18 protein-coding genes are annotated in these 25,747 nt (G+C 36.1%); 10 read left to right on the forward strand and 8 right to left on the reverse strand.

Translation table 11 applies throughout. The features are described from left to right. Positions 1–1,014: an ABC transporter ATP-binding protein gene (locus tag F7731_RS16830; RefSeq protein WP_246197253.1), complete on the forward strand. Its 1,014-nt coding sequence runs from the start codon at positions 1–3 to the stop codon at positions 1,012–1,014. Continuing rightward, the gene (locus F7731_RS16835) at positions 995–2,173 is read left to right on the forward strand and encodes a M24 family metallopeptidase (protein WP_151535972.1); all 1,179 of its coding nucleotides are present in this window, start codon (positions 995–997) and stop codon (positions 2,171–2,173) included. Before F7731_RS16830 ends, F7731_RS16835 begins: the two co-directional genes overlap by 20 nt. A 327-nt stretch (positions 2,174–2,500) precedes the next feature. Here F7731_RS16835 and F7731_RS16840 read toward each other — a convergent pair whose 3' ends face one another. The 4 genes from F7731_RS16840 to F7731_RS16855 all read right to left on the reverse strand — a co-directional run bounded on the left by F7731_RS16840 (position 2,501) and on the right by F7731_RS16855 (position 7,502). Then, a complete protein-coding gene (locus F7731_RS16840) occupies positions 2,501–3,883 on the reverse strand; it encodes an aspartate aminotransferase family protein (RefSeq protein WP_151535973.1) in 1,383 nt (460 codons plus the stop codon). A gap of 265 nt (positions 3,884–4,148) precedes the next feature. Further along, positions 4,149–4,949 (reverse strand): nitrilase-related carbon-nitrogen hydrolase, encoded by an 801-nt coding sequence (locus F7731_RS16845; protein ID WP_246197255.1) that lies wholly within the window; start codon positions 4,947–4,949, stop codon positions 4,149–4,151. A 163-nt stretch (positions 4,950–5,112) separates the two neighbouring features. Beyond that, positions 5,113–5,970: a MurR/RpiR family transcriptional regulator gene (locus F7731_RS16850; RefSeq protein WP_151535975.1), complete on the reverse strand. Its 858-nt coding sequence runs from the start codon at positions 5,968–5,970 to the stop codon at positions 5,113–5,115. Positions 5,971–6,104: 134 nt separating this feature from the next. Then, positions 6,105–7,502, reverse strand: coding sequence for an amino acid permease (locus F7731_RS16855; RefSeq protein ID WP_151535976.1), 1,398 nt, complete (start codon positions 7,500–7,502; stop codon positions 6,105–6,107). Between the two features lie 717 nt (positions 7,503–8,219). Between F7731_RS16855 and F7731_RS16860 the strand changes: the two genes are divergently transcribed. Further along, the gene (locus F7731_RS16860) at positions 8,220–8,987 is read left to right on the forward strand and encodes a SurA N-terminal domain-containing protein (protein ID WP_151535977.1); all 768 of its coding nucleotides are present in this window, start codon (positions 8,220–8,222) and stop codon (positions 8,985–8,987) included. A 312-nt stretch (positions 8,988–9,299) separates the two neighbouring features. Further along, the gene (locus F7731_RS16865) at positions 9,300–10,439 is read left to right on the forward strand and encodes an acyltransferase (protein WP_151535978.1); all 1,140 of its coding nucleotides are present in this window, start codon (positions 9,300–9,302) and stop codon (positions 10,437–10,439) included. Between the two features lie 263 nt (positions 10,440–10,702). Here F7731_RS16865 and F7731_RS16870 read toward each other — a convergent pair whose 3' ends face one another. Continuing rightward, the gene (locus F7731_RS16870) at positions 10,703–12,304 is read right to left on the reverse strand and encodes an FMN-binding glutamate synthase family protein (protein ID WP_151535979.1); all 1,602 of its coding nucleotides are present in this window, start codon (positions 12,302–12,304) and stop codon (positions 10,703–10,705) included. A 696-nt stretch (positions 12,305–13,000) separates the two neighbouring features. Further along, the gene (locus F7731_RS16875) at positions 13,001–14,269 is read right to left on the reverse strand and encodes a mechanosensitive ion channel family protein (RefSeq protein ID WP_151535980.1); all 1,269 of its coding nucleotides are present in this window, start codon (positions 14,267–14,269) and stop codon (positions 13,001–13,003) included. A 422-nt stretch (positions 14,270–14,691) separates the two neighbouring features. Here F7731_RS16875 and F7731_RS16880 point away from each other — a divergent pair, with 422 nt between their 5' ends. Both F7731_RS16880 and F7731_RS16885 read left to right on the forward strand, forming a co-directional pair. Continuing rightward, the gene (locus tag F7731_RS16880; RefSeq protein ID WP_151535981.1) at positions 14,692–15,660 is read left to right on the forward strand and encodes a ribose-phosphate diphosphokinase; all 969 of its coding nucleotides are present in this window, start codon (positions 14,692–14,694) and stop codon (positions 15,658–15,660) included. 355 nt (positions 15,661–16,015) lie between these two features. Next, complete coding sequence (locus tag F7731_RS16885; protein WP_151535982.1) at positions 16,016–17,026, forward strand: serine hydrolase domain-containing protein; 1,011 nt, start codon at positions 16,016–16,018, stop codon at positions 17,024–17,026. A gap of 152 nt (positions 17,027–17,178) precedes the next feature. Here the strand turns inward: F7731_RS16885 and F7731_RS16890 are convergent, their stop codons facing one another. Both F7731_RS16890 and F7731_RS16895 read right to left on the reverse strand, forming a co-directional pair. Then, positions 17,179–17,895, reverse strand: a complete 717-nt coding sequence (locus F7731_RS16890; protein ID WP_151535983.1) for a 3-ketoacyl-ACP reductase — start codon at positions 17,893–17,895, stop codon at positions 17,179–17,181. Positions 17,896–18,111: 216 nt separating this feature from the next. Further along, positions 18,112–19,818 carry a PucR family transcriptional regulator gene (locus F7731_RS16895; protein WP_151535984.1) on the reverse strand — a complete coding sequence of 569 codons (1,707 nt, stop codon included), beginning with the start codon at positions 19,816–19,818 and terminating at the stop codon, positions 18,112–18,114. A 319-nt stretch (positions 19,819–20,137) separates the two neighbouring features. Here F7731_RS16895 and F7731_RS16900 point away from each other — a divergent pair, with 319 nt between their 5' ends. The 4 genes from F7731_RS16900 (at position 20,138) to F7731_RS26900 (ending at position 25,724) form a co-directional block, all read left to right on the forward strand. Continuing rightward, positions 20,138–21,013 (forward strand): oxamate carbamoyltransferase subunit AllH family protein, encoded by an 876-nt coding sequence (locus F7731_RS16900; protein WP_151535985.1) that lies wholly within the window; start codon positions 20,138–20,140, stop codon positions 21,011–21,013. Next, positions 21,013–22,557 (forward strand): acyl-CoA synthetase FdrA, encoded by a 1,545-nt coding sequence (fdrA, locus tag F7731_RS16905; protein WP_151535986.1) that lies wholly within the window; start codon positions 21,013–21,015, stop codon positions 22,555–22,557. Before F7731_RS16900 ends, fdrA begins: the two co-directional genes overlap by 1 nt. A 2-nt stretch (positions 22,558–22,559) precedes the next feature. Then, entirely contained in the window at positions 22,560–23,987 is a 1,428-nt protein-coding gene (locus tag F7731_RS16910) for a YlbE family protein (RefSeq protein ID WP_151535987.1), read from the forward strand. A 192-nt stretch (positions 23,988–24,179) separates the two neighbouring features. Continuing rightward, complete coding sequence (locus F7731_RS26900) at positions 24,180–25,724, forward strand: xanthine permease (protein WP_151535988.1); 1,545 nt, start codon at positions 24,180–24,182, stop codon at positions 25,722–25,724. The last annotated feature ends 23 nt before the right edge of the window (positions 25,725–25,747 follow it).

Below are 25,747 nucleotides of genomic sequence, written 5' to 3' on the forward strand. Positions count from 1 at the left end.
TTGGAAGAACAACCGTTACTAAAGGTTAAGAACCTTAAGAAACACTTTGAGATTTCACAGGGATTATTTAAAGAAAAAATAATAGTTCGTGCTGTAGATGATGTCAGCTTTTCAATAAGAAGGGGAGAAACATTTGCTTTAGTTGGTGAGTCTGGTTGTGGAAAATCAACGACTGGAAGAGCCATTCTTAGATTAACTGATGCAACTTCTGGAGAAGTTGCATTTAATGGTAAGAATATATTATCTCTTAAATATGAAGAAATGAGGTCTTTACGCAAAAGAATGCAGATGGTTTTCCAGGATCCATATGCTTCTCTAAACCCTAAAAAAACAATCAGACAAATATTAATGGAGCCTATTCGTGTTCATAATCGATTTCCTAAAAAAGATCGCATAAAGGAAATAATCAAAATTCTCGAAATCGTCGGATTGTCTAGAGAACATTTAGATCGTTATCCTCATGAATTTTCAGGAGGTCAACGTCAACGAATTGGTATTGCAAGAACCGTTATACTTCAGCCAGACTTTATCGTGGCCGATGAACCAGTTTCTGCCCTTGATGTATCAGTACAATCACAAGTCATAAATTTATTGTTAGATTTACAAGATGAATTTGGATTAACATACTTATTCATTTCACATGATCTTAGTGTAATTGAACATATGACTGACAGGGTAGCGGTAATGTATCTAGGGAAAATAGTAGAGATTTCCGAAACAGAAGAATTATTTAGGGATCCGAAACATCCTTATACGCAGGCCTTATTATCCGCTGTTCCAAGCTCACACCCGCGAGAGAAAAAAGAGCGTATTGTTTTAAAAGGTGATGTACCAAGTCCAGCAAATCCCCCATCAGGTTGTTCGTTCCATACTAGATGTCCTCATGTTATGGATATTTGTTCAAAAGTCACTCCAGAGAAGGTAACATTCGGGGAAAATCATGCTGTTAACTGCCACTTATATACAGAAAAAAATAATAAGGAGGAAAAAAATCATGCTATTATCTATACCTAAATTCGAAATGATTGAGCGGCAAAATAAATTCATTAAAAAATTGGAAGAAAGGGATTGTGATGCTGCAATAATTTTTGGAGTAACAGATATATTTTATTTAACTGGTTTTCACTTTCATCCTACAGAGCGGCCAATCGGTTTAATCATTGACGCAAACAAAAAAGTTCATCTTTTTGTACCTGAATTAGAACATGAACATGCAGAGGAATACAGTGTTGTCGACTATGTACATTCCTATCCTGAATATCCTGGAATTAAGCACCCAATGCAATACTTCAAAGAAGTATTGCAAAAGTTTGGAGTGGGTGGGAAAACGGTCGGCTATGATTCTTTAGGTTATGGCTCCTCCCAAGGATATCGGGGGCCGTCAGTAGATAAATTAATAGAAGTGAAAAATTTTGTTTCAATTTATGGTGTTATTGAAGAGATGCGCTTTATTAAATCACCAAATGAAATTGAACTTATTAAAGAGTCTTGTCGATGGGGAAATCTAGCACACCGCTTGTTGCAAAAGTATACGAAAATAGGTTTAAGTGAAATTGAGATTACTAGTAGAGCTTCAATGGAAGCTACGATGGCAATGATAGAAACATTAGGACCAGATTATAGACCTCATGGTAACACTGCACGAGCAATCTTTAGAGGACAAGTTGGACCAGAATCTGCTTTTCCTCATGCTGTGACTCAAAATATTGTAATGGCAAAAGGATATACATTGGTAACTGGAGCTGGGGCAGACGTATTTGGCTATCATAGTGAACTTGAAAGAACAATGTTTGTTGAGGAAGTATCAAAAGAGCAAGAAAAATATTTTAATTATATGTATGAGGCGCAGGATGTCGCATTTTCGGCTATAAAACCAGGAGCAAGCTATTCGTCTGTCGAAGAGGCAGTTCAGAAATATTTTAAAGAAGAAGGAACCACTGAATTAACACGTCATCATACAGGTCATAACATTGGATTGCTTGGCCATGAGGCTCCATTTTTTGATTTAGGTGATCATTCAATTATTGAACCTGGTATGGTAGTTACGGTCGAACCAGGAATTTATGTCAAAGGTCTTGGTGGATTTAGACATTCAGATACGGTATTAGTAACAGATAGTGGAATAGAAATGTTAACTTATTATCCAAGAGATTTAGATTCACTTATTTGCTAATAAATAATTTAATGATAGTCTTCTCATGGCGGGAAGACTATTTTTGATGGATTAATTGATTGGCAATTTCCTTTAAAAGGGCATACCTCTCCACAACCTGTAGTTGTCACAGAACAATTGGGCGATTAAGTCATATTTAAAGGCAGCTACTTCACTTCTTAACGTTTCATTCAACTCTTTTTCTCCTTTAATTCCATAAAATAGGGAGCAATCCCATTTTCTCTGACTATTAACGTCAAGGGTAGGAACATATTATGTGGATTAAAAAAATCAGCATAGCCGTTGAGATTTTGATCGGCTTTGCTGATTTTTTTAAATACATATTTCTTAAACTAATTTAGTTAATACTTTATTATAAGCTTCAAGTGTGTAATTAATTTCTTTTTCTCCATGAACGGTAGCCATGCTGTAGCGATTTAATGGCTTCGTATAAATCCCTTCCGTTAGCAGGTGGAAGTCTAATTTTTTTCTTAAGGCAAAATTCGAATGCTGGAAGTCGCGGTAGTTAAAAATCTTTTCTTTCTCTGTAATAACGACGTTAAATATAGAGCCTAAACCTACCGTTTGCACTGCGATTCCACGCTTGGCAAATAGGCTACAAATACCTGTTTTTAATTTTTCAGTATTTCGAAGTACTTGATCAATTTCATCTTCTAGCACTTTAATCGTGGCTAACCCTGCAGCAAGGATCGTTGGGTGGCCATTATATGTACCGCTGTGAAAAAGAACATCCTTGGCACTTGATTTTTTACTTTGGCTGCTATCAAATACATCAGAAGAAGAGGTTGGCGCACTGACCATTAAAATATCTTTTTTTCCACCGATGATACCAACAGGGAAACCTCCACCAACAACTTTTCCGAGTGTTGTGATGTCAGGTTGAATATTGAATATAGATTGCGCTCCGCCAAGCCCAAGGCGGAATCCAGTCTTCACTTCATCAAAAATAAGCAGGATTTCTAATTCTTTAGTAATCTTTCTTAATCCATCCATAAAAGATTGCTCGGCTGGAATAAATCCGCCTTGAATTGGCTCAAGAATAACAGCGGCAATTTCATCCTTTCTTTTCCTTAAAATTTCAGCTGTTGCATCAAGATTATTAAATGGAAGAATGACAGTATGCTCCTCATGATACGGATCCACACCTTTAGATTCAACAACCGGAATTGGTTCATTGGATGGACCTGCAGCGTGGACGGGGGGATTGACACTTAACAGTACCTGATCATACCCTCCATGATAATGCCCTTCAAACTTAGCAATTTTATATTTACCTGTATGCGCATATGCCATTCGGATTGCCAGAAGAGTTGCTTCTGTACCAGAATTCGTATAGCGAACCATTTCCATACTCGGGTAGAGCTGTTGAATTTTCTTACCCATCTCAATTTCAAGCTGGTGAGGTGTGCCGAATAAGAAGGTTCCATTTTCCTCCATTTGCGCTTGGATAGCTTGAACAATGTCTTGGTGTCCATGACCAAGCATTAAGGCGCCATAAGAGAGAAGGTAATCTATATATTTGTTACCATCTATATCATACAAATAAGCCCCTTTTCCTTTTTCCATTATTATTGGGTAAGGATCAAAAGACTTAATATTCGCAGTCACACCGCCAGGCATGACCTTATGGGCTTCTGATGCAAACTCCCTGGATTTCGGAGTTTTTTTCATATACTCTTCTACTTCATTACTTACACTGCTTACTGTCATCACTATCCACCTCATTTATAGAAATTTAAATTTCATATTTAATAAATTTATGAAATATATATTTCATAATACAACTTTTTTTCCATTTTGTGAAGACTAATTAGTTTGAAAGAATTAACTTTTTTGATAATTTAGACATATGAAGGATGACTCTTATTGGCAGTTGCTTTTCTAGTAGAGTAGGGGAATTTGAAGTAAGTTTATGTTTGTTTTACATATGGAAAGAGGATGCTGTTTTCTAGCGCATCCTCTTTCTCAAATTGCATTATACAGGTAACTTTGTTTTAATAGTCGCCGGATATAAATCCTTATCTAAATCATCTAAATAAGGAACATCGATTCTAGTTTTTGGAATCAAAGAAAAATCAACATCATGGATTAAAATAGAAGTTTCATCTCTTGGTGCTTCACAAAGTACTTCTCCATTCGGAGCAACGAGCTTACTCTTTCCACAGCTTCCTTCATTTACCGTATTTACACCTAGAATAAACACTGTGTTATCTAGAGCACGTGCTGGAAGTTGAATATCCCATCTTGTTTCGGCTCCATAACTCCAAACAGATGGAACAACGATAAGATCTGCTCCTTGCAAGGCTAGAATCCGGCTCGGCTCAGGAAATTCTATATCTGCGCAAATTAGAACGCCAATTTTGCCCTTCGATGTTTCGACTGGATTAAATACTCTCTCTCCTGGGGTAAATATGTCTTTCTCTCTGCCCCATAAAAACGCTTTACGGTAAGTTGTTATTACCTCGCCAGTTGTTTCAATCACAGCTAAAGCAATAAAGAGCTGTTCATTTTCCACTTCAACAAATGGAACAACTAGTACTGTGCCTAAATTCTTTGCTAGGTCCTGGAACAATCCAACAGTCTTTCCTGTAGGAGCTTCCCCAAACAATTGAAATTCCTCTTTCGATAAATAATAGCCACTGATCCAAAGTTCGGGTAGAACAATTAACTCGGCTCCTTGCTTTGCAGCTTCCTCCACCATTTGTATGCAATTATTAATATTCGTTTCCCTTTGGCTCGGATAAGCCTGTAGCTGTATTGCGGCAACTTTCAACAATCGAAGCACATCCTTTGCAGTATATACTAGGTTTATAAACTGTTCTGAAAATTCAAACCTATATATTAATAGTATTTGAATCATTGGATTTTTGCAATAATAATTACCTATTTTAACCCTGCTTGAATTAATTATTACAAAAATATCATAGGGCGTTTGTACGTTATTTCTGCTTTGTATGAAAAATATCAAAATGGCTCCAAATATTTTCAAGTATTTCTAACCGTTCATAAAAAACTTCTTGCTTTTCCTTGCCAACGAACGTGATTAAAGCGTTAATTAAACTTAAAGGTGCAACAAATGAGTCGATAAATGTTGGCATTTGACTTGATGCAGTAAGTGAAATATCTGCATGTGGGATAAGGGGAGACAATAAATTGTCTGTTATTGCAATGGTTGTTGCATTTTTTGCTTTTGAATAAGAGAATAGCCGAATGGTACTTTTTGTATAGCGAGCAAAGCTAATCCCAATAACTACATCATCTTTATTTATTTTATATATTTGTTCAGATGACGTCTCAATGGATTGAAGTAATTCTACATTGTCCAATATCATATGAAGATAATATTGGAGAAATACACCTAATGACATCGCGCTTCGATTTGCGATGATGTAAACTCTTTTTGCTTTTAGTAAATGCTCTACTGCTTTATGGAAAGCATCTACATCCAATTTCTCCATTGTGGATTTAATATTTGCTATATCATCCTGGAAAATCTCGTAAACTCCTTTTTCTTCCTGATCATACACTTGATTCGATATCTTTAATCTCTCTGTCGTTGTCAGTTGTTGTTGAACAGAGTCTTGCATATACTGTTGAAGTTCAGGATATCCAGAATAACCAAGGTATGTAGCAAAACGTACGACCGTAGCATCGCTCACATTGGCCATTTTTGCTAACTTTTCAACTGTTAAAAAGGGCACTGTGTTTGGATGTTCTAAAATATATTTAGCAATTTTAACTTGTGATTTGCTCATTTGATCCATTTTTCCGGCAATATTATGATATACGTTCGGCATTTTCTAATAAGCCTCCTACACGTGAAAAGATATTTATATTTTTTCCATTTTAACACATTCAGGATTGCAAAGTTCAGATAGATCGCAAGATAAACAAAACAGCCATGTAAAAAAGCACATGACTGTTTGTTTCTTTAATAGTTAAGCTTTTTATTTGGGTTAATGGTGGGTTCTTCCACGTTGTTTTTGTTTTTTCTGAATAAATGATTACAAACAATGATTAAAAACGTCAAAATCAGCGTCGAATATAGCTGACTCCGTGTAGATTCAATCAATCCCATCGAAACTAATATGGCAATAATGCCTATGATCGTTGCATATGTTAAATACGGATATAACCACATTTTCATTTTTAATGCTTCAGGATTATCTCTTTCTAATTTTTTTCTCATTCTCAGCTGCGAGAAGGCAATGACCAAATAGACGAGTAAAATAATCGCTCCAGATGAATTAACTAAGAAAAGGAAGACGACTTCAGGTGAAATAAAACTCATGATGACAGCCACGTATGAAAAAATAGTGGATGCAAAAACGGCTCTTGCAGGGACTCCTTTTTTATTCAATTTCAAAAAATATTTTGGTGCGTCACCTTTATTAGCTAAAGAAAACATCATTCGTGATGTTGTGTATAAACCGGCATTTAAACATGATAGTACAGCTGTTAATACGATAAAATTCATGATATGAGCGGCAAAGGGGATTTCTAGATATTCCAAAACAGCTACAAATGGGCTTTGTAAAACATTGGCTGAATCCCAAGGAAGTAAAGTTACAACTACTGCTATTGATCCGATATAAAAGATCAATACACGCATAATTGTACTGTTAATAGCTTTACCAACAGATTTCACCGGATCCTTCGATTCTGCAGCAGCAATCGTGGCAACTTCTGTTCCTGCAAAAGAAAAAAAGACTGTGATAATCCCAAGGAAGACAGCACTAATTCCATGTGGGAAAAATCCGCCATTTTGCACAAGGTTTGTTACTCCCACTGAAGAACTTGATGAAAATCCAAAAATGATAGATACTCCTAGAATTAAAAAGGCAATAATACTCGCTACCTTTATCATAGCAAACCAATATTCAAATTCACCAAAAGATTTGACTGAATAAATGTTTGTTAAAGTCAGTGAAAGGGTTAATGCAAAAGTAAGAAACCACATCGGTAACTCTGGGTACCATAAATGGATGATCGCTGCCCCCGCAATTGCTTCAATAGCAATGACGACAACCCATTGAAACCAATATAACCATCCCACAGTTACACCAGCCCATGGGCCGATTGTATCCCGTGCATATTCGGAAAATGATCCACTTGTCGGATTTGCAGTGGCCATCTCGCCAAGCAGCCTCATGATTAAGAATACGAGAGTACCTGCAATGGCATAGGATACTAAAATACCTGGACCTGTCTTATGAATAGCGGCTCCGCTGCCAACAAATAGACCAGCTCCAATAACACCGCCAAGAGCAATCATAGACATATGGCGGGATTTTAAAGATTGTTGCAGCACAACTTTGTTTTGTTGCATTAAAAAACCTCCTCACTGAAATGATTTCGAAAACGAAAACAGGCATTAATTTTAATTACTTTCAGAAATATTTACATGCATGCTTACTTCAGTTTACACAATTTTCCCTCAATTTGAAATATAAAATTCAAAAATTTCGAAAAAAGAAATAATTATTGCTTAATAATGACCGAAAATCAGTTTCTTCAAATAAATAAGTCAGTGTAAGCTCAACAATGACTAAGTGGAGTGAAAGTTCAAAGGGATTAATTACTTATGAGAATGATATTTTTCAACTACAATTTGAAGCAAGTGATAAAGATAAGAGCTTATATTTAATTGGACTAAAGAAATCTGTAAGTATGGCTTGCACTATCATTTTGAGCGAAAAGAGAAAAGGAAAGCTTCTTATTTTTAAACGAACTGTTAACTGCTCATAATAAAAGAAATCATTCCTAATGTCTAAGAAATATCCCTTAAAAGTTAGTAATACATCCCGAATAAGGTTTGGGTATAAAAATAATCACCCAGAGACATAGAACCATTGATTCCTCGAGAATTTATTGAATAAAAAGAACATACTGTTAACGGTATTCCTGTATCATAAACGTTTCAACTCTGTTACAAATCTTAAGAAAGGCCGCATAAGGTTTCTTTTCCGAAAAATTTAATTTATACTGCACACTAGATGATTTTTGGGAAAAAATTATACTTCTAGCTTAAGGAAGGAGAACTATTATGAAAAAAATGATGTTAATATTAATAACCGGTCTAATGGCCGTTGTTTTAGCAGCATGCGGAGGAAATGAAGAAGGAAAAGAAGTTAAAAATGATGATAAAGCAAAAACAGCGGAAACCGAACAGCAGAAGGAACAGCAAAAGCAAATGGAAGAAATGCAAAAGAAATTAGAAGCGCAGCAAGTAGATGATAAGAAAATTGTCGCTATAGTGAATGATAAAGAAATTTTAGGAAGCGACTACAACAGCGTCTTAGCATCTACACAAGGACAAATGCTGCAAATGGGGCAAGATCCGACTTCCAAAGAAGCTGCAGAGCAATTGAAAAACCAAACAATTGATAGCTTAGTCGGACAAACTCTTATTCTTCAAGAGGCAGATAAAACAGGCTATAAAGCATCAGAGGCAGATATTAAAAAGCAGTTGGACGAAACGAAAAAACTGTTTAAAACAGAAAAAGAATTCGAAGCTGCTCTAAAAAAATCCGGCATGGATATGAAAACACTTCAAACTCAAATAGCTGACGATATTAAATTTAAACAATACGTTGAGAAAGAAGTGGCGGTTGGTGAAATAACCGATGAAGAAATTCAAAACACGTATGATCAATATGTGGAACAAGGAAAGAGCACAGGTCAAGAAGTTCCAAAGCTTGAAGAATTAAAATCAAAAATCAAACAATCTCTTCAACAGCAAAAACAGCAGGAAAAACTCGCTCAGCAGATTGAAGAGCTAAAGAAAAATGTGAAAATTGATATTAAGATTTAAGATGATATACACGAAAAGAACAGACTTGAGGCCATATTTTTTTAATGGCGGAAGATAATTTGATAGATATTTGAAGCGGGAAAGATGCTAGAGTTTCCATTAGAATGTCGATAACGGACACTTCAAGCGGGTAAAAGCCTCGAAGTGTCCGTTATATTAAATATTCAACTCGTGAGGATAAATTTGGGGACTTACGCATTTTAAGAATGTATTAGGTGCCACACTATAATTTAGCAGAACTAAATTTTTTAAACTGGCGAACGGAAAGACGTTCTTCACTGCGCGACAAAAAAAGGAAATTTGGTGATATAATTGAAGGGGAAAAGTCATTTAGAAGAGTTGGATTTAGCAAAAGCTTTTGCTATATTCGGGGTTCTTGCTGTTCACTCTAGTTCCACAGGCCTAGAGGGGACTTCAACACATTCTTTTATGTACTTTATATATAATTTCTTTAATGTGTTTGGGAAATTAGGGACCCCAACATTTATATTTTTGAGCAGTTTCGTATTGTTCTATTCTTACAACAACAAACCGATTGACTGGGAATCGTTAAAAAGGTTTTACAAAAAAAGATTTACCTATATTTTAATTCCTTACCTAGTATTTTCGATTATTTACTATGTGATGAATATGTATTTTTATTACGGTTTTGATGATTTAGGCCGACAGGGTGTTAATTTCTTGAAACTACTGGCAACAGGTCAAGCATATACGCATTTATACTTTGTTTTTATAAATGTACAATTTTACCTAATTTTCCCTATAGTTTTAATCGTATTCAAGAGATTTCCTTTAATAAGAAAATGGTCAATACCGTTGGGCTTCATCATTCAATGGACATGGGTGATTTTAAACTCTAAATATTTCCACATCACAGAAAAGGGATCTATTTCACTGTCTTATTTCATGTTTTATTTTGCAGGAGCATTTTGCGGAATCTATTATTTCCGAATGAAAGAATGGATGAAAAACTGGAGAAAGAGCATTTTTTTATTAGGCGGGGTTTTGTTTCTCTATGGTTTTATATCATGTACTTATGTTTTAATTATGTATTTTACAAGGACCGAGCAAATTTCATTGTCAAATATGATTTATGAATTTTCTTGGAGCGGCAACGCGCTTTTTGCCAGTTTATCCATACTTTTATTGGCGAACTTTGCCAAGGAGAGTTTCAAATTTCGGGCAAAAAAGATACTAACGGAGTTTGGAGCTGTTTCATTTGGCATCTATCTAATCCATCCACTGTTTTTATTTTTCCTCCGAAAAATGTTGCCGGGAGGAACACCGGTATTGTTCCATGGTTGGCAAGTTGCTACCTTTGTAATCATGTTTATCGGAAGTTGGGGGATTGTTAGGTTTACTTACAATTACATCCCTCATTCATGGATTTTATTTGGTAAGGGTAAGAGTACAAGGCTGAAAAAGGTCAGTGAAGTAAAAATGTTTGGCTAGATTTTACACTGGCCGCTGACGGAAAAGCGAATTTTTCGAAATAAAAGAGCCTGTCGATAGTAGAGACAGGCTCTATTTTTATTGTTCCAATTGTTTAATTAGCCCTTTTTTTGAAAGTCATCAATAATCACTTTTAAATTTGATGTTTTGGGTGTTTAATTTAATAGTCCGAGCAAGTTGGAATAATTGAATTAATGCCAAAGAACATTAGTGCCAGTTGCCCAGTACTTATTACTGCATTAAATTGAATGCAGAGCGTGCCATTAACTCGTTTTTATTTGCCCTTGAATATCATTAATAATGCTTTCTAATGGAATGACGATTCCTTTTTCATCTTTATACATAATATGCCTTGGCTGAAAATGTACGGGTGATTCGATACCAGCAGCTGCTGATATTCGAAAAAGTCCCTTTCTCAAGTTTACAAGGTAATTAACCACTCTGTACTTTTTCTCATCAATGACAAGTGCCTTTTGCAAATCAGGATCAGTTGTAGCCACTCCGACAGGACAGGCATTTGAATGACATTTCAATGTTTGTATACATCCGACTGTAATCATAAATCCCCGTGCAATATTGATTAGGTCGGCTCCCATTGCTAAGGCAATCGCAATTCGGTCAGGGGTAAATAGCTTACCAGATGCAATAATTTTTACACGATCACGAACGCCGTATTTTTCTAGTGTCGATACAAGAATAGGGAGGGCAGATCGAATGGGCAAACCAACACTATCAATCAGTTCCTGATAGGATGCACCTGTGCCTCCTTCACCGCCATCCACTGTAATAAAATCCGGCCCTTTTCCCGTTTCCTTCATATATTTTGCCAATTCTTGAACACTATCTGTCCCTCCGACAACTAACTTTAATCCTACTGGTTTTCCGGATTGATTTCGAATCTCTTCAATAAAATCACATATCGAAGGAACATCACTATACTGAATAAATCTATTTGGACTATCAATTGATTTGTATGGTTCCACTTTCCGTATGGCAGCAATTTCGGGATTCACCTTTTCTGCATCAATATGACCGCCTCGAGTTTTAGCACCTTGAGCAAGCTTGACTTCAAATGCTTTTATTTGCGGAATCTTACTTTTTCTTTTTAATTCTTCCCAATCCATTTCCCCGTTAGGATCACGCACTCCGAACATCGCTGGGCCAATTTGCATGATAATGTCCACTCCGCCCTCTAAATGATAGGGGGAGAGGCCGCCTTCGCCCGTATTCATCCATGTTCCTTTCGCCATGCCTAATCCTTTTGAAAGGGAGGTAATTGCATTTTTTCCTAGTGCACCATAACTCATCGCCGACATGCCGATCAAACCCTTTAAGACGAATGGATGCTCTGTATTCGGACCAATTACAACCGCATCATCTTCGTGCAGTAAATAGGCATTGGAATCTTCATCTTCCCATTTTTCTTCCCTTTGTGAAAGTAGCGGATCCTTCATCAAGATATATCTTTTTGTTGCGACCAATGTGTTACGATCCATTTTCATTTCTTCTGCTAATTTTGGAAACATATCATTGCGAACATAGAGACCCTCTTCGTCAAAATCGCGTTTTGAACCAAAGCCGATAACATCCCGTAAATATTTGGCACTTTTTACAATATGCTCGTAATCATCCCTTGAAAACGGCTTTCCTTCCGTATCACTATTAAACCAATATTGCCGCATTTCCGGGCCAATTTTTTCAAAGAAATAGCGTATCCTGCCAAGGACGGGATAATTTCTTAAAATAGAATGCTTCTTTTGATTCCGATCAAAAATAAGCATATATATTAGAAATATCACAAGCCCAGAAATTATGAGCATTAGAATGACAAATCCCGCGATAATGAATATATCCGCAAAATTCATAAAAAGCCCTCCATTAAAAGTCGGTATTGGTTATTTTTTCCCGTATGAAAGACATTTATTCGATTATTCACCGGTTACCAATTTTTCTTGAACCTTTAGTTTAGCTTTTTCCTCATCCAAAGAACATATTGCCAGCACAATTCAGAGGTGAGATTCAAATTCATTATAGAAGGAAGTGTCGAGGAAGAGGGGAGTTATTAATTCAAGGGCTTTAAAGCTAATGGAAATCCTCGTTATGACTGATGCCATCAAAAGTACTTCCTCTAAAATAAACAATGTTGTAATGCCTTGCTATCGATAATTTATTATAAGCATAGTTCAAATATTCATCTCTTTAATGAAAAGTTGTATTGTAGATGTTGAGGTTGCTATGAAAACATAAAATGATAAAAGCAGCGAGATATCTTGCAGCCCTTTATTTTAATGGAGGAAGATAATTTGACGAACATTTGAGGGATATTTTTATAGAGTTGGTTATGCAGGGGTGCAAATAGAAAGGCGCCGGTAGTTTAGGTATCATAGTTTTGATATTATGAATGAATTATTTACGTCGGTGTAATAGACTTCTGGATGATACCGGAAAATAGTTTCAAACTTATATTATACTGGAACAGCATTCTATAAGTTGACTTAGAGGAGGGTTAATCCCTTCAGCTCAAAAGGATCAATCCTTTTGAGCTGGGGACAAAAAAACATTTAATGATTCATTTCCCTGATCAAATTTTCCCTTTTAGAAACATCGACAATTGCTTTAATATCCTGTCCAGAAGGATTTTGGAAAAGTTGAAGACCAAACTCCTGTGCTACAGCAAAAAGGTGGTCAAAGATATCAGCCTGGGTTGTTTCGTATACGGTCCATATGACTGTGTTTGTAAATGCATAAATTTCTATCGGTAAGCCATTTTCAGTAGGTGCCAGCTGTCTTACCATTAATGTCATCTCCTGATTGATTCCAGGATGAGTTTGTAGGTATTTACTGATATACGCCCTAAACACACCGATATTCGTAAGGGCACGACCATTCACCGGGTTGCTTCGATTTATATCGTGTAATGAATTGAACTCAGCAATCTCATGCTCTCTATCTATAATATAATCGGAAAGAAAGTGTATCGTTTTAAATCGTTCAATCATCTCATCTGTGCAAAACGAAATACTATTGGTATCGATAAATAAAGCCCTTTTAATACGCCTTCCTCCTGAGGATCGCATGCCTCTCCAGTTCGTAAAAGAGTCGGATGTCAAGGCATAGCTTGGAACCATGGTGATCGTTTTATCAAAATTTTGCACCTTAACTGTGTTTAGAGAGATATCAATAATATCACCATTGGCTCCGTGTTTAGGCATTTCAATCCAGTCACCAACACGAACCATATCATTTGCGGCTAACTGTATCCCTGCAACAAGTCCTAATAAGGCATCTTTAAAAACCAACAGCAATACAGCAGATAGGGCCCCAATTCCGCTTAGAAGTATAAACGGACTTTTATCTAACAAGTTTGCAATAACTATGATGATCCCAACGGTGAAGACAATAATCTTTGACACCTGAATAAACCCTTTAATCGGCTTCTCTTTCGATATTTCATAAGTTTGATAAATATCATTGATCGCATCTAATAAGCTATTAATGACCCATAATCCCACAATGATTATATAAGCAATGACACACTTTTCAATCAAATGCTCATAAGACGGAAAAAAGGATGAAAAGGAATTAATAATGATCGCTGGAACCAAATGGGATAACTTACGAAACACCTTTCGCTCTATAAGCATATTACCCCAATTGAGTTTGTTTTTTGTCACGATATGTGTGATTACTCGAATGACGACCCTTTTAGTGATAAAGTTTGCGACAATACAAATAATCGCGATAAAAAGGATATTAATAAAAATTGTAAGATACTCGGCTACTGTAGGTTCCAAGTCAAATTTTAAAATAAAATTTTTAATAAATTCCATCTGTTTCCTCCGATATTTGAATAAAATCCCGGCCTTATGTAAGAACGCGCATCTGTCATTATATCAGACTATAATAATCTTTCCTTTATTCAACCGATATTTAATTTGAATTTAATGTTTTGGAATATTTACTCAATAGACCGAACATCGTGTCACGATCTTCGTGTGAAAGACATTTATTTGTTTCTTTCTTGTTAACTATTTTTATGAATGAATTAGAGGGTTCATGCTAAATAGGAGGGGGATAAAAAGAATTACAGGATTGGAACCCTTTGGAAAAAGCCTGTTCCCTGTGCAGCAGACTTTTTCTTACTAATGATATAGAAATATGTTCTCTTTTTTCCGCTAATGTTGTTTTAATGAATGTTTCTAAAAAAGCCTATTTCATGTAATATAAAGTTGATATAGAAGTTAAGAGAATAATGTCTGGGGGGAAAAAGGTGTCCTACTCACTTAAAGAAAATTTCAAACTGTTTACCCTAAATTCGAATCGGCCGTTAGCCGAAGAGATGGCAAAGCTTTTAGGCTGTGAGCTTGGGAAAAGCTCAGTTACACAATTTAGTGACGGAGAGATTCAAATTCGTATTGAAGAGAGTGTCCGCGGAAGTGAAGTTTTTTTAGTTCAATCGGCTTCAGAGCCTACGAATGATCATATCATGGAGCTTCTTATTATGATTGATGCCTTAAAGAGGGCTTCTGCTAAAATGATCAATGTTGTGATGCCTTACTATAGTTATGCTCGTCAAGATCGAAAAGCTCGGTCTCGTGAGCCAATTACAGCCAGACTCATTGCTGATCTATTGGTTAGGGCTGGAGCAACAAGGATTTTGACGATCGATTTCCATTCCCCACAAGTTCAAGGCTTTTTTGATATACCTGTTGATCATCTCACCGGTATTCCAATCTTGGCAGACTATATTAAGGAAAAAGCATTAGATGATGTTGTCATTGTGGCACCGCATAATGGGGGAGTTGTTAGGGCACGAAAAATGGCGAATTTATTGAATGTGCCACTTGCTCTTATTGATCGCCGGCGTCCGGAACATAATGAAACAGAAATTATGCACATTATTGGAAATACCGAGGGAAAAAACGCAATTATTATCGATGATTTAATCGACACAGCCAGAACCATTACAACGGGTGCCCAAGCTTTAATAGAGAATGGGGCAAAAGCGGTGTACGTATGCTGCACCCACGCTGTTCTATCAGGTACTGCTATTGAGCGAATCGAGTCTTCATCTATTAAAGAATTAGTTGTTACGAATACTATTAAGCTGGATGAAGAAAAATGCATAGATAAAATTACTTTACTATCTGTTGCTCCATTACTTGTAGAAGCCATTGATCGCATTCACAATGAAAAGGCTGTAAGCCCATTATTTGAATAAAGTAGCTTAATGGAAATTTGGATAGAAGGGGAGCTGTACAGTTTTGAAAGACGTTCCCTTTTGTATCACCAACTGTAAAATAGCATACCAATTAATAAAAGAGAAAGCATGTATCATTCACACATGGAATGATACATGCTTTTTCTTTTTGCTTTTATTAAAATGGATTTTTGATAGATTCATTTGTGTTTTAAATGACAATTCTTATGATAGTTAATGATTACTTGAATAAGGAAAATGACTCTCAGAAGTTTACATTCATATGACCAAGTATAGCAAACTTTAAATTACAGGAAAATTAATGATAATTTGGAATATGCTAAAGTAAAAAGTATTCTCAGGGAGAGTAATAGATATGTTTGTAATCAGTGATAATACCTTACGATTAATTAAAAAGGCTTGTAAAGGAAGAAAAAATATCAAGTTAACTGTTGGTTATTTAACGGGGGATGACTCTGTAATAAAAATTTATAATGCAAATGGAGAACTTGATTCATATAAAGAATATTATTATGAAATCGGCTCTATAACCAAGACCTTTACTACATCCTTATTATCGAAATATGTATCCGAAAACAAAATGTCATTAAACGATTCAATACAAAAATATTTTGAGGAACTTGGGGCAGAGCAGTATTATCCTACAATACTCCGTCTTGCTACTCACGCTTCTGGATATTCAGAAATACTGCCATTAAATAAACGGGAATATTTCAGGTTACTTTTAGGATTAATAAGTGGCAGTGGTGATATGAATAAGAATAATCCGTTAAATATGGATTTTAACAAAATGAAAATGTTAACTGAGAGAAACAAATTGAGAGACGAAGATTATTCATGGAAATATTCAAATTTTGGTATATCACTTATCGGCTACGGGTTGGGGAGTGTATCAGGCAAAGGATATTGGGACACGATGAATGAATTTCTACAAAATGAACTTGGATTGAGAAATACATATTTAGGAACATCAAACAATAATTTACGTGGTTTTGACAAAAAAAATAATGATTGCGGAAACTGGAAATGGAATCAAAATAACCTTATATCACCTGCGGGGGCAATAAGTTCAACGGCTGAGGATCTGCTTAAATATGCAAAAATGAATATTGACGAAGATAAACCGTATTTGTCTCAATGTCATAAAAAACATGGAAATGGAAAAAAGAAGTATGACATGGGTCTTGGATGGTGGCTTTTAAAGAAAAATAATCATGTAAGTTGGCATTGCGGTGGAACAGGATGTTTTAGTTCTTTTTTAGGTATTGATAAAGAAAAAAAAGTCGCCGCTGTAGTTTTAGCTAATTATAGATTAGGTATAAATGACGATCAAAATATAGGACTTTCATTATTAGAAAGTTTGTGAAAATCAAACAGTGAATAAGAGTTTCCAACATATCAATAATTTATGGGTGAACTCTAATGGTTTTCTTAATACACAAAAGGACTTCAGAAAAATTTGAAGTCCTTTTGTCAGAAATTTATTTATCAACATTAAAGATTAACAGAGCCTGACAATTAAGGATTAGTCGTCCATAATCCTGCAGTTTTCACAAAGACTCTCGGATTCAGCTTTAATCCGGCAACAATAAGTTCCGCCAAATCTTCTGGCTGCATAACATTTTCCGTATTCTCTTGGATTAGTTTGTTTTCAATCGCTAAATCCGTGGCAACTGTACTAGGTGTTAATGCAGTCACCCGAATATTATGCTTTCTCACTTCTAGCATTAGTGATTCAGTAAGTCCTAATACTGCGAATTTGGATGCACTATATGCACTTGTAACTGGCGCGCCTTTTAGGCCGGCAGTTGAGGCAATATTTACGATATCACCTGATTTTCTCTCAATCATTTCCGGTAATACGGCTCTTGTTACATTGTATACACCCATTAAATTAACCTGAATAATGTTTTCCCATTCCTCAGGTGTTAAGTCAAGAAACCCGCCAAACTTGGCTACTCCAGCATTGTTGATCAGAATATCGATCGGTCCTAGGTCAGATTTAATGTGTTCAACAGCGTGTTGAACGGATTCAAGGTCAGCAACATTTGCTGCAGCTCCTGAAACTATTACATCATATTGTTCCAGTTCTGCACTTACCTTTTCAAGATTTGACATGTTTAATCCAATTAATCCTATATTTACGCCTTCTTTTGCTAATTCAATAGCCGCAGCACGGCCAATCCCTCTGCCAGCTCCAGTAATTAGGGCAGTTTTTCCACTTAATGAAATCATATAATCCTCCTCAAAAAAATTGTTATTGAAATAATGGTTTTCTAAATAGTGTACGACTCCTCTTGATTATTATAGCTATAAGGATTACTGATTTCCAATCATAGGCAATATTTTAGGTTTGGTAGGCAAGGGGACGGATCTTTTGCTTCCTTTTAGGAAGTGGAAGAATCATCCCCGTGCTTCTTCACCGATTTTTATATTATATTATATTAATGATCACTCAACTGTTAGGGCTTTATATAATAGTCTAAAAATTTTTAATGCCAATTGAATTTGTAATAATTCCTCTGAATTCTTTAAATTAGTATTTAAAATATCCTTGATTTTTTCAATCCTATAAATAAGTGTATTTCTATGTAAGAACATCGCTTTAGCTGTTTCGCTAATATTAAGATTATTAATAAAGTAGTTTTCCAATGTAACAATATAATTTGTTTTGTGTAATCGGTCGTGCTCATAGATTTTTCCAAGATGTTTCATGAAAAAGTCTTCTAATTCGATGTCTTTGATATTTGAATCCAATAAGTGATAGATAGAGTGTTCTTCAAAATGAGATATTCCTTCTTTTTGATCAAACCTTTCCATGAGCCTAACGGATTCAATTGCTTCTGTAAAGCTTTTATGAACCGAGTGAATAGTATCATATTGTCTGCCAATTCCAATTAATAACGAATTATTATCTATTTCTGAACTGAGTAAATTGTAAATAACATTAGCAAATTGTTTCGCATCAGAAATTGATATTGGTATTCTATTTTTATATTGTCCAATCAATAGAATGATTCGGTTGTTTCGATGAAAGCAGGTCACTTCTCCATTTGCTTTAATCGAAATACTATATATTAAATCCACACATTTTTTCACCATGTTTTCCAAACTTTTCTTACTAGCTACGATGTCTTCATAGAAATCAATTTCATCATATTCAATATTAACAACCATACAGTGATACTTATAGGTTGTATTTAACCCATGTAACTCACACAAGGTTTGAATCGTGTCACTTGAAGTAATTTTTCCTGTCAGCAAATCATCATAGAAGTCTTGGCGAATTCTTAATTTCACTTCCTCAATTTCCTTCGCTTTAATCCTTTCAAGGGCCATAATCGTTGCAGCTTGTTGCAAAACTATATAATCAAATTCTGTCAGCTCACGAACTGTTTGCCAAACGACGATATATCCGTAAATATCATTCGCAACGGCAACCGGAAGAATGCGGCATTTAATTTTTAATTCTTCTAAATAAAAGATACGTTTAATTGATTTCTTCATTTTACTAATATTTTTTGGCATTGAATCAAGAAACTCTTTAGGAAAAGCCTGCCTACCTTTGGCTAGGTCAAGACAGTATTCTAGAAGAACATTATTATCTTTATGTTCAGAGTAATGAAGTAAGCTCCAATCCTTGTCTAAAAATAAGATTGGGTTACTTATTGTTTCAGATAACATCGATGAAATGCTATTAATCCCTCCGCCATCAAGTGCAATTCTAAACATTGTATTATGGAAATCTAATGCTTTTCTATTCAATAAATCGTATCTTCCAGATACTTTTTCATTAATAATAGAGATCACTTGAGACAATGTATATTCAAATGGCAATTCTAAAAGCGGTAGCCCGTATTTATTCGCCTGGTCAATCATGTTTTGCGGAATCTTGTCAAAATATCGTTTAACTTTAATACATAAACCGGAACAATTAATTTCCGAAAGCTCCATTATTATTTTATTTTGAAGTTCCTCATTATCCTTGAAGATATAACCTGTTGATAAAAGAAGTTCATTGGTCGATAACCAGTCGAATTTATCAGGATTCTCCATTATGTTTACTAAGGATATTTCTTTATTCATTCCTTTCTCTCCAGCAACGAGCTTTATCCCATCAATCGCTTTTATATCAAATAAGTCTTTTATTGTTAACAAATGCCTCACTCCATGGTCATAATTTGAACACAAATAATTGGGCAACATGCCTAATTGAACCGGAAACTTTTTGGACTCGGAAACCAATGACGGTTACGTACATGTAACATAGAATGAAATATGTAAAGGATACACCTTCGTTATAAATGTATTAAAAAACCAAGGATAATGCAATCTTCAGTAGTTAGAAACAACCGCATACATTCATACAGCTTAGAAAAGGTAAGGGAGGTTTTTAATCTATTAACAGTGTTAATATAAAAAATAAATTCTTCAATTTATACGTATTGCCTAAATAGCTTTAAAAGAGGTGGCTACATTGAGACAGGCAATATCTGGTGATGTTGAGTTTATTAAACGGATTGAAAAGTTGAAGTTTCGTGGTTGGGTTCATAGCCATTTTGAAAGAACAATTAATATTCACTGTAAAGATCATGGTGAATTATACACAATCGCATACGACGGAATGGATAATGGTCCCAATACACTAGTCATTGATATCACTAGTTTTAAAGACTTAAATATTGCAGTGAATGAAAATGTTTATGTGAAAAATAAAGTACTTAACATCGAAAATAAATTGGAAATAGCTACAGAAGGTTCTAAAAAATGGAACTGTAGCTTACCTCAGTATCCTTTAAATGATGAAGTATTGAAAAGCAATTTAGTTTGTATGAAGCAATACATAGATAGCCATGGAAAATGTGGCGGAATGAAGCGAAATGAATCAACGAAGAACATTTTTGAAGAAGAGACATCGAAAATGTTAGCTGAAAGATCTGAATCTCTAATTAGTGAAATTTCAAATAATAACGTTGCAAATGCACTAAAGTCTGCATCCGGTTTAATAGGACTTGGTCCTGGACTAACCCCGTCTGGTGACGATTTTTTAGTAGGATTGATCACAGCTTTTCAGGTCAAGAAAAGCGATTCCTATCAAGAGTTTACAGAACGATTTGTACAACTCGCACAACCATTAACAAATGAAATTAGTTATGCTGCCATGAAACAAGCTTCTATTGGTAGGGTGAGAGAGTCACTAGTTCATTTAGTCAATTCCTTAATAACTGGTAATAAAGAAGAGTTAATTCTCTCTTTAAATAATGTATTGAACATAGGATCTTCATCTGGAACTGACATCGCATTGGGACTTGTCAGTGGGATGGAAATGAATATAAAAGTTGGAGGTAAATGATGACTACTAAAGTTTTGATTAAGAAAAACACTTATTTTGATTCAGTATCATTAATGTCAATTTCAACAAGAGCTAACCAAATCGAAGGTGTTCAGCAAGCCATGGTTGGTATGGGAACGGAAATGAATAAAGAAGTAATCCGAAATGTAGGTTTAGGTACACCCGAGCTTGACGAAGCGCAAATCGGCGATTTAATGATTGTTGTAAAAGCGGAAACGGAGGAACTTTGTAAAGAAGCATTCGAGAGAATTGAAGACTTATTCAATAAAAAAGACACTGCAAAAGAAAAAACGGAGATGAAATATGCAACGATTGATTCAGCAGTAAAAGGTATTCCTGAAGCAAACCTTGCTGTCATTTCAGTAAACGGAACCTTTGCAGCTAGAGAAGCAAGAAAAGCGCTCGAGAATAACTTACATGTAATGCTCTTCAGCGACAATGTAAGTGTTGAAGATGAGATTGCATTAAAGCAGTTAGCTCATGATAAAGGATTATTGATGATGGGTCCCGATTGTGGAACGGCGATTATTGGCAATGTGGGATTGTGTTTTGCAAATAAAGTAAGAAAAGGTGAAATTGGCATTGTTGCAGCTTCTGGAACGGGCAGTCAGGAGATAAGCGTTCGAATTCACGAGTTTGGGGGCGGAATTACTCAACTCATTGGAACGGGCGGTAGAGACTTAAGTGAGGAAGTCGGCGGAATAATGATGCTGGATGGAATGAGAGCGCTTGCAGAGGATGAAGAAACAAAGGTGATTGTACTTGTTTCTAAACCACCAGCCAAGAGTGTAGAGGAAAAAATACTTGCAGAAATAAAAAATTGTACGAAACCAGTAGTCGTTTACTTTATCGGAGGTGATGAAGAAGCGGTAGCTCAAGCTGGGGGACATTTTGCAAAAAGGTCAAAGGAAGCGGCACTAAAGGCTGTTCTTTTAGCAGGTGCTGATGAAAGCAAAATTAACAAACGTGCACTAAATCTTCCTTTAATCGACGAAGTTCGAGCAAAATTAACTCCTGAACAAAAATATATTCGCGGGTTATTCTGTGGTGGAACACTTTGTGACGAAGCCATGTATGCTGCTATGGAAAAATTCGACAATGTATATAGTAACATTCATCAAGATCCAAACTTCAAGTTAAAGAATAACAATAGTAGTCAAGCACATACATTTATTGATTTTGGCGATGATGATTTTACAAACGGTAAGCCACATCCAATGATTGATCCGTCTTCACGTATTGAACGGTTTTTACAAGAGGCGAAGGATCCCTCGGTCGGTGTAATTGTTATGGACTTCATCTTAGGTTATGGCTCTCATAAAGACCCGGTTGGAGTTATGCTTCCGGCAATCAAAGAAGCGAAACAATTAGCAGCAAAGGAAGGAAGACACTTAGAAATTTTAGGATATGTTCTTGGCACAGATATGGATGAGCCTAATATTGAAGAGCAAGTCGAAAAGTTACTATCTGTCGGAGTAACACATGCAAGCAGCAGCACAAACGCAGGGCTATTAGCAAGAGAATTTGTTGTGAAAGGGGTATAAGGATGAGTAAAATCAGAGAACTTTTTAAAAGTAAACTAAATATCATTAATGTTGGAATTGAATTTATTAAAGACGATATAAAGAAGCAAAATGCAGAGGCATCTCATCTTGAATGGACTCCTCCAGGAGGTGGGAAACGAGAACTAATTGCGGCACTCGACAAGCTTGAGTATGCTGAATTAGCAGAAAAAATTGAAGCAGCGAACAAAATTGCTGTAGAGAGAATTATTAATTCAAAGCCTGTTTTAATCGGTTTTGATCAGGCGATTAATGTTGTTCCGGGTATGACGAAAACGACTATCCTACATTCAGGTCCACCAATCACTTGGGAGCGTATGAATGGTGCTATGAAAGGTGCAGTTACTGGGGCTATTGTATTTGAAGGATTAGCAAAGGATGTAGAAGAGGCAGCGGAACTGGCAGCATCCGGAGAAATTACTTTCTCTCCATGCCATGAACATAATGCTGTAGGGTCAATGGCTGGTGTAACCTCTGCATCCATGTTTGTGCACATCGTTGAAAATAAAGCTTACGGTAACATCGCCTTTACCAACTTAAGTGAACAAATGTCTAAAATCTTAAGAATGGGTGCGAATGATGAGAGTGTTATTTTGCGACTTAATTGGATGCGAGATGTATTAGGTCCAATATTAAGAGATGCAATGAAGCTTAATAAGGATGGAATTGATTTACGCTTAATGCTTTCACAAGCTCTACATATGGGTGACGAGTGTCATAACCGCAACGTTGCAGGTACAACTCTTTTCATTCAAGCTTTATCTCCATATATTTTAGAAACAGATTTTTCAACAAAACAAAAGCGTGAAGTGTTAGATTTCGTAGCAAGCAGTGATTATTTCTCGGGTCCAACATGGATGGCTCTTTGTAAATGTGCTCTTGATGCGGCTCATGGCATTGAAAATAGTACGATTGTCACGACAATGGCACGTAACGGAACAGACTTCGGTATTCGAATAAGTGGTATGGCAGGAAATCAATGGTTTACAGGTCCCGCCCAAAAGGTAATTGGACCAATGTTTGCGGGATATACACCGGAGGATTCGGGTTTGGATATCGGTGATAGTGCAATTACTGAAACATATGGTATTGGCGGCTTTGCAATGGCAGCTGCTCCAGCAATTGTTCCCCTAGTTGGCGGAACAGTTGAGGAAGCGATTGGCTTTTCAACAAAAATGGCGGAAATTACAACTGCCGAAAATCCAAATGTGACGATCCCACTACTAGACTTCCGTGGGATACCTACAGGAATTGATATGCGTAAGGTTGTTCAATCAGGAATACTTCCAGTTATCAATACGGCGATTGCCCATAAAGAACCGGGTATTGGAATGATTGGAGCAGGTATTACCTATCCGCCAGTTGAGGCATTTGAAAAGGCACTTCTAGCTGTAAGTGAAAATATAAGCTAACTTACTTAACAAAGATGATAAGGATACTGGTCCTGACTTATTAAAGGACCAGTATCCTAAATGAAGGCTTTATCCGATATAACTGCTTTGGCGTGCAACCGATGGAGATAAATAGAAAATGAAACTAGTATTTACACTATTGAATCCCATAGCTTATTAAACGATCACCAAAAAAATTAGAGGTGAAGTACAATGGAACATAAATTAAAGTTGTGGATGAAAGGTGACTGGGCTGCTTATTTTGGTCTACTCGCCAACAACTTAACTAATCTATTAACAATGGTTTCATTATTGATATTTGTAGTAGGTTTTCCCGAGGAAATTGTTTATGGAAGGATCGTTCCAGGATTTGGACTTGGTATCTTTTTAGCAAGTTGCTGTTACTTTGTTTTTGGACGAATGCTGGCAAAGGAAACTGGTAGATTAAATATAACTGCCTTACCATCTGGTCCTAGTGCACCTTCTATTTTTACTGTTACATTTTTAGTTATTCTACCGGTTTATAAGACAACAAATGATGCGAATTTTGCCTTCTCGATCGCATTAGTCTGGTGTTTATTTGAAGCATTTATCTTAATGGCTGGTGCATTTTTAGGTGATACACTAAGAAGAATAATACCTAAGACAGTACTTTTATCTTGTTTATCTGGTTTAGGATTACTATTACTTGCAATGAACCCAATGTTGCAATCATTTGAAACACCTGTCGTTGCGTTTATTGTACTTATTATTATTTTTCTCAACTGGTTTGGTAAATCACCGATTTTTTCCAAAATCCCAACTGGTTTTCTATTGTTAGCCGCTGGAACGGCGTTAGCTTGGGGCTTTGGCTTACAGAGTCCAGAGGCAATTACTGCTGCCTTACATACTCTAGGCTTTAATCCCCCTGAAATTCATATTTCGAGTCTAATTTCAGGTATACCTCATTCCCTTCCGTATTTAGCTTCTGCCGTGCCTTTAGGGCTTGCAAACTATATTTTTGATCTAGAAAATATTGAAAGTGCTCATGCTGCAGGTGACCCTTACAAAACACGCCACGTCATGTTAGCAAATGGAATGGCATCTTGTGTAGGTGCTTTTGCAGGTAACCCATATCCAGTAACCGTTTACATTGGACATGCAGGTTGGAAGGCAATGGGCGCAGGACTTGGTTACACGCTCGCAACTGGAACATCTATGTTAATTATCTCACTCTTTGGAATTGGCGCCCTATTATTAGCAATTATTCCGGTAGTTGCTATAGTACCGATCTTAGTTTATGTTGGAATTGTCACAGCCAATCAAGTTGTTCGAGAAACTCCGAAACTAGAAATCCCGGTGATCTTTATCTGTTTATTCCCATGGATTGCCAACTGGGCGTTATCACTTGCCAATAATGTTTTATCTGCTGCTGGAACAACGGGACAGGCAGTGGGTGCAGAAGTTCTTGCTGCAAAGGGTGTTTATTACAACGGATTAATTCATCTAGGTAATGGTGCACCAATTAGTAGTTTGATGTGGGGCTGTTTAGCAATCTTTGCAATTAATAATCAACCTCTCCGGGCTGTAACTGCCGCGGTAATTGCATCCTTATTATCTCTCTTTGGCGTCATTCATGCGAGTACGGTGGGATTTGCTCAAGTTGCATCAATGCAGTTTGTCTATGCTTATCTCATGGTCGCCGCATTATTTGCAGTGAAATATATGATGGATCGTAACAAAAAAGAAATTAACACTGATAAGGAAGCAGCAGCTTAACAAAACTGAAGTTTAGACCCAAA

Source organism: Cytobacillus depressus (genome assembly GCF_008923245.1).
GTDB classification, from domain to species: Bacteria; Bacillota; Bacilli; order Bacillales; family Cytobacillaceae; genus Cytobacillus; species Cytobacillus depressus.

Excerpts from the sequence above, each read along its gene's own strand:
- F7731_RS16885 (WP_151535982.1), top strand. The coding sequence starts at position 16,016 with ATGTTTGTAATCAGTGATAATACCTTACGATTAATTAAAAAGGCTTGT.
- F7731_RS16860 (WP_151535977.1), top strand. The coding sequence starts at position 8,220 with ATGAAAAAAATGATGTTAATATTAATAACCGGTCTAATGGCCGTTGTT.
- F7731_RS16875 (WP_151535980.1), bottom strand. The coding sequence starts at position 14,269 with ATGGAATTTATTAAAAATTTTATTTTAAAATTTGACTTGGAACCTACA.
- F7731_RS16880 (WP_151535981.1), top strand. The coding sequence starts at position 14,692 with ATGTCTGGGGGGAAAAAGGTGTCCTACTCACTTAAAGAAAATTTCAAA.
- F7731_RS16890 (WP_151535983.1), bottom strand. The coding sequence starts at position 17,895 with ATGATTTCATTAAGTGGAAAAACTGCCCTAATTACTGGAGCTGGCAGA.
- F7731_RS16855 (WP_151535976.1), bottom strand. The coding sequence starts at position 7,502 with ATGCAACAAAACAAAGTTGTGCTGCAACAATCTTTAAAATCCCGCCAT.
- F7731_RS16835 (WP_151535972.1), top strand. The coding sequence starts at position 995 with ATGCTATTATCTATACCTAAATTCGAAATGATTGAGCGGCAAAATAAA.
- F7731_RS16910 (WP_151535987.1), top strand. The coding sequence starts at position 22,560 with ATGAGTAAAATCAGAGAACTTTTTAAAAGTAAACTAAATATCATTAAT.
- F7731_RS16850 (WP_151535975.1), bottom strand. The coding sequence starts at position 5,970 with ATGCCGAACGTATATCATAATATTGCCGGAAAAATGGATCAAATGAGC.
- F7731_RS26900 (WP_151535988.1), top strand. The coding sequence starts at position 24,180 with ATGGAACATAAATTAAAGTTGTGGATGAAAGGTGACTGGGCTGCTTAT.
- F7731_RS16840 (WP_151535973.1), bottom strand. The coding sequence starts at position 3,883 with ATGACAGTAAGCAGTGTAAGTAATGAAGTAGAAGAGTATATGAAAAAA.
- fdrA (WP_151535986.1), top strand. The coding sequence starts at position 21,013 with ATGACTACTAAAGTTTTGATTAAGAAAAACACTTATTTTGATTCAGTA.
- F7731_RS16870 (WP_151535979.1), bottom strand. The coding sequence starts at position 12,304 with ATGAATTTTGCGGATATATTCATTATCGCGGGATTTGTCATTCTAATG.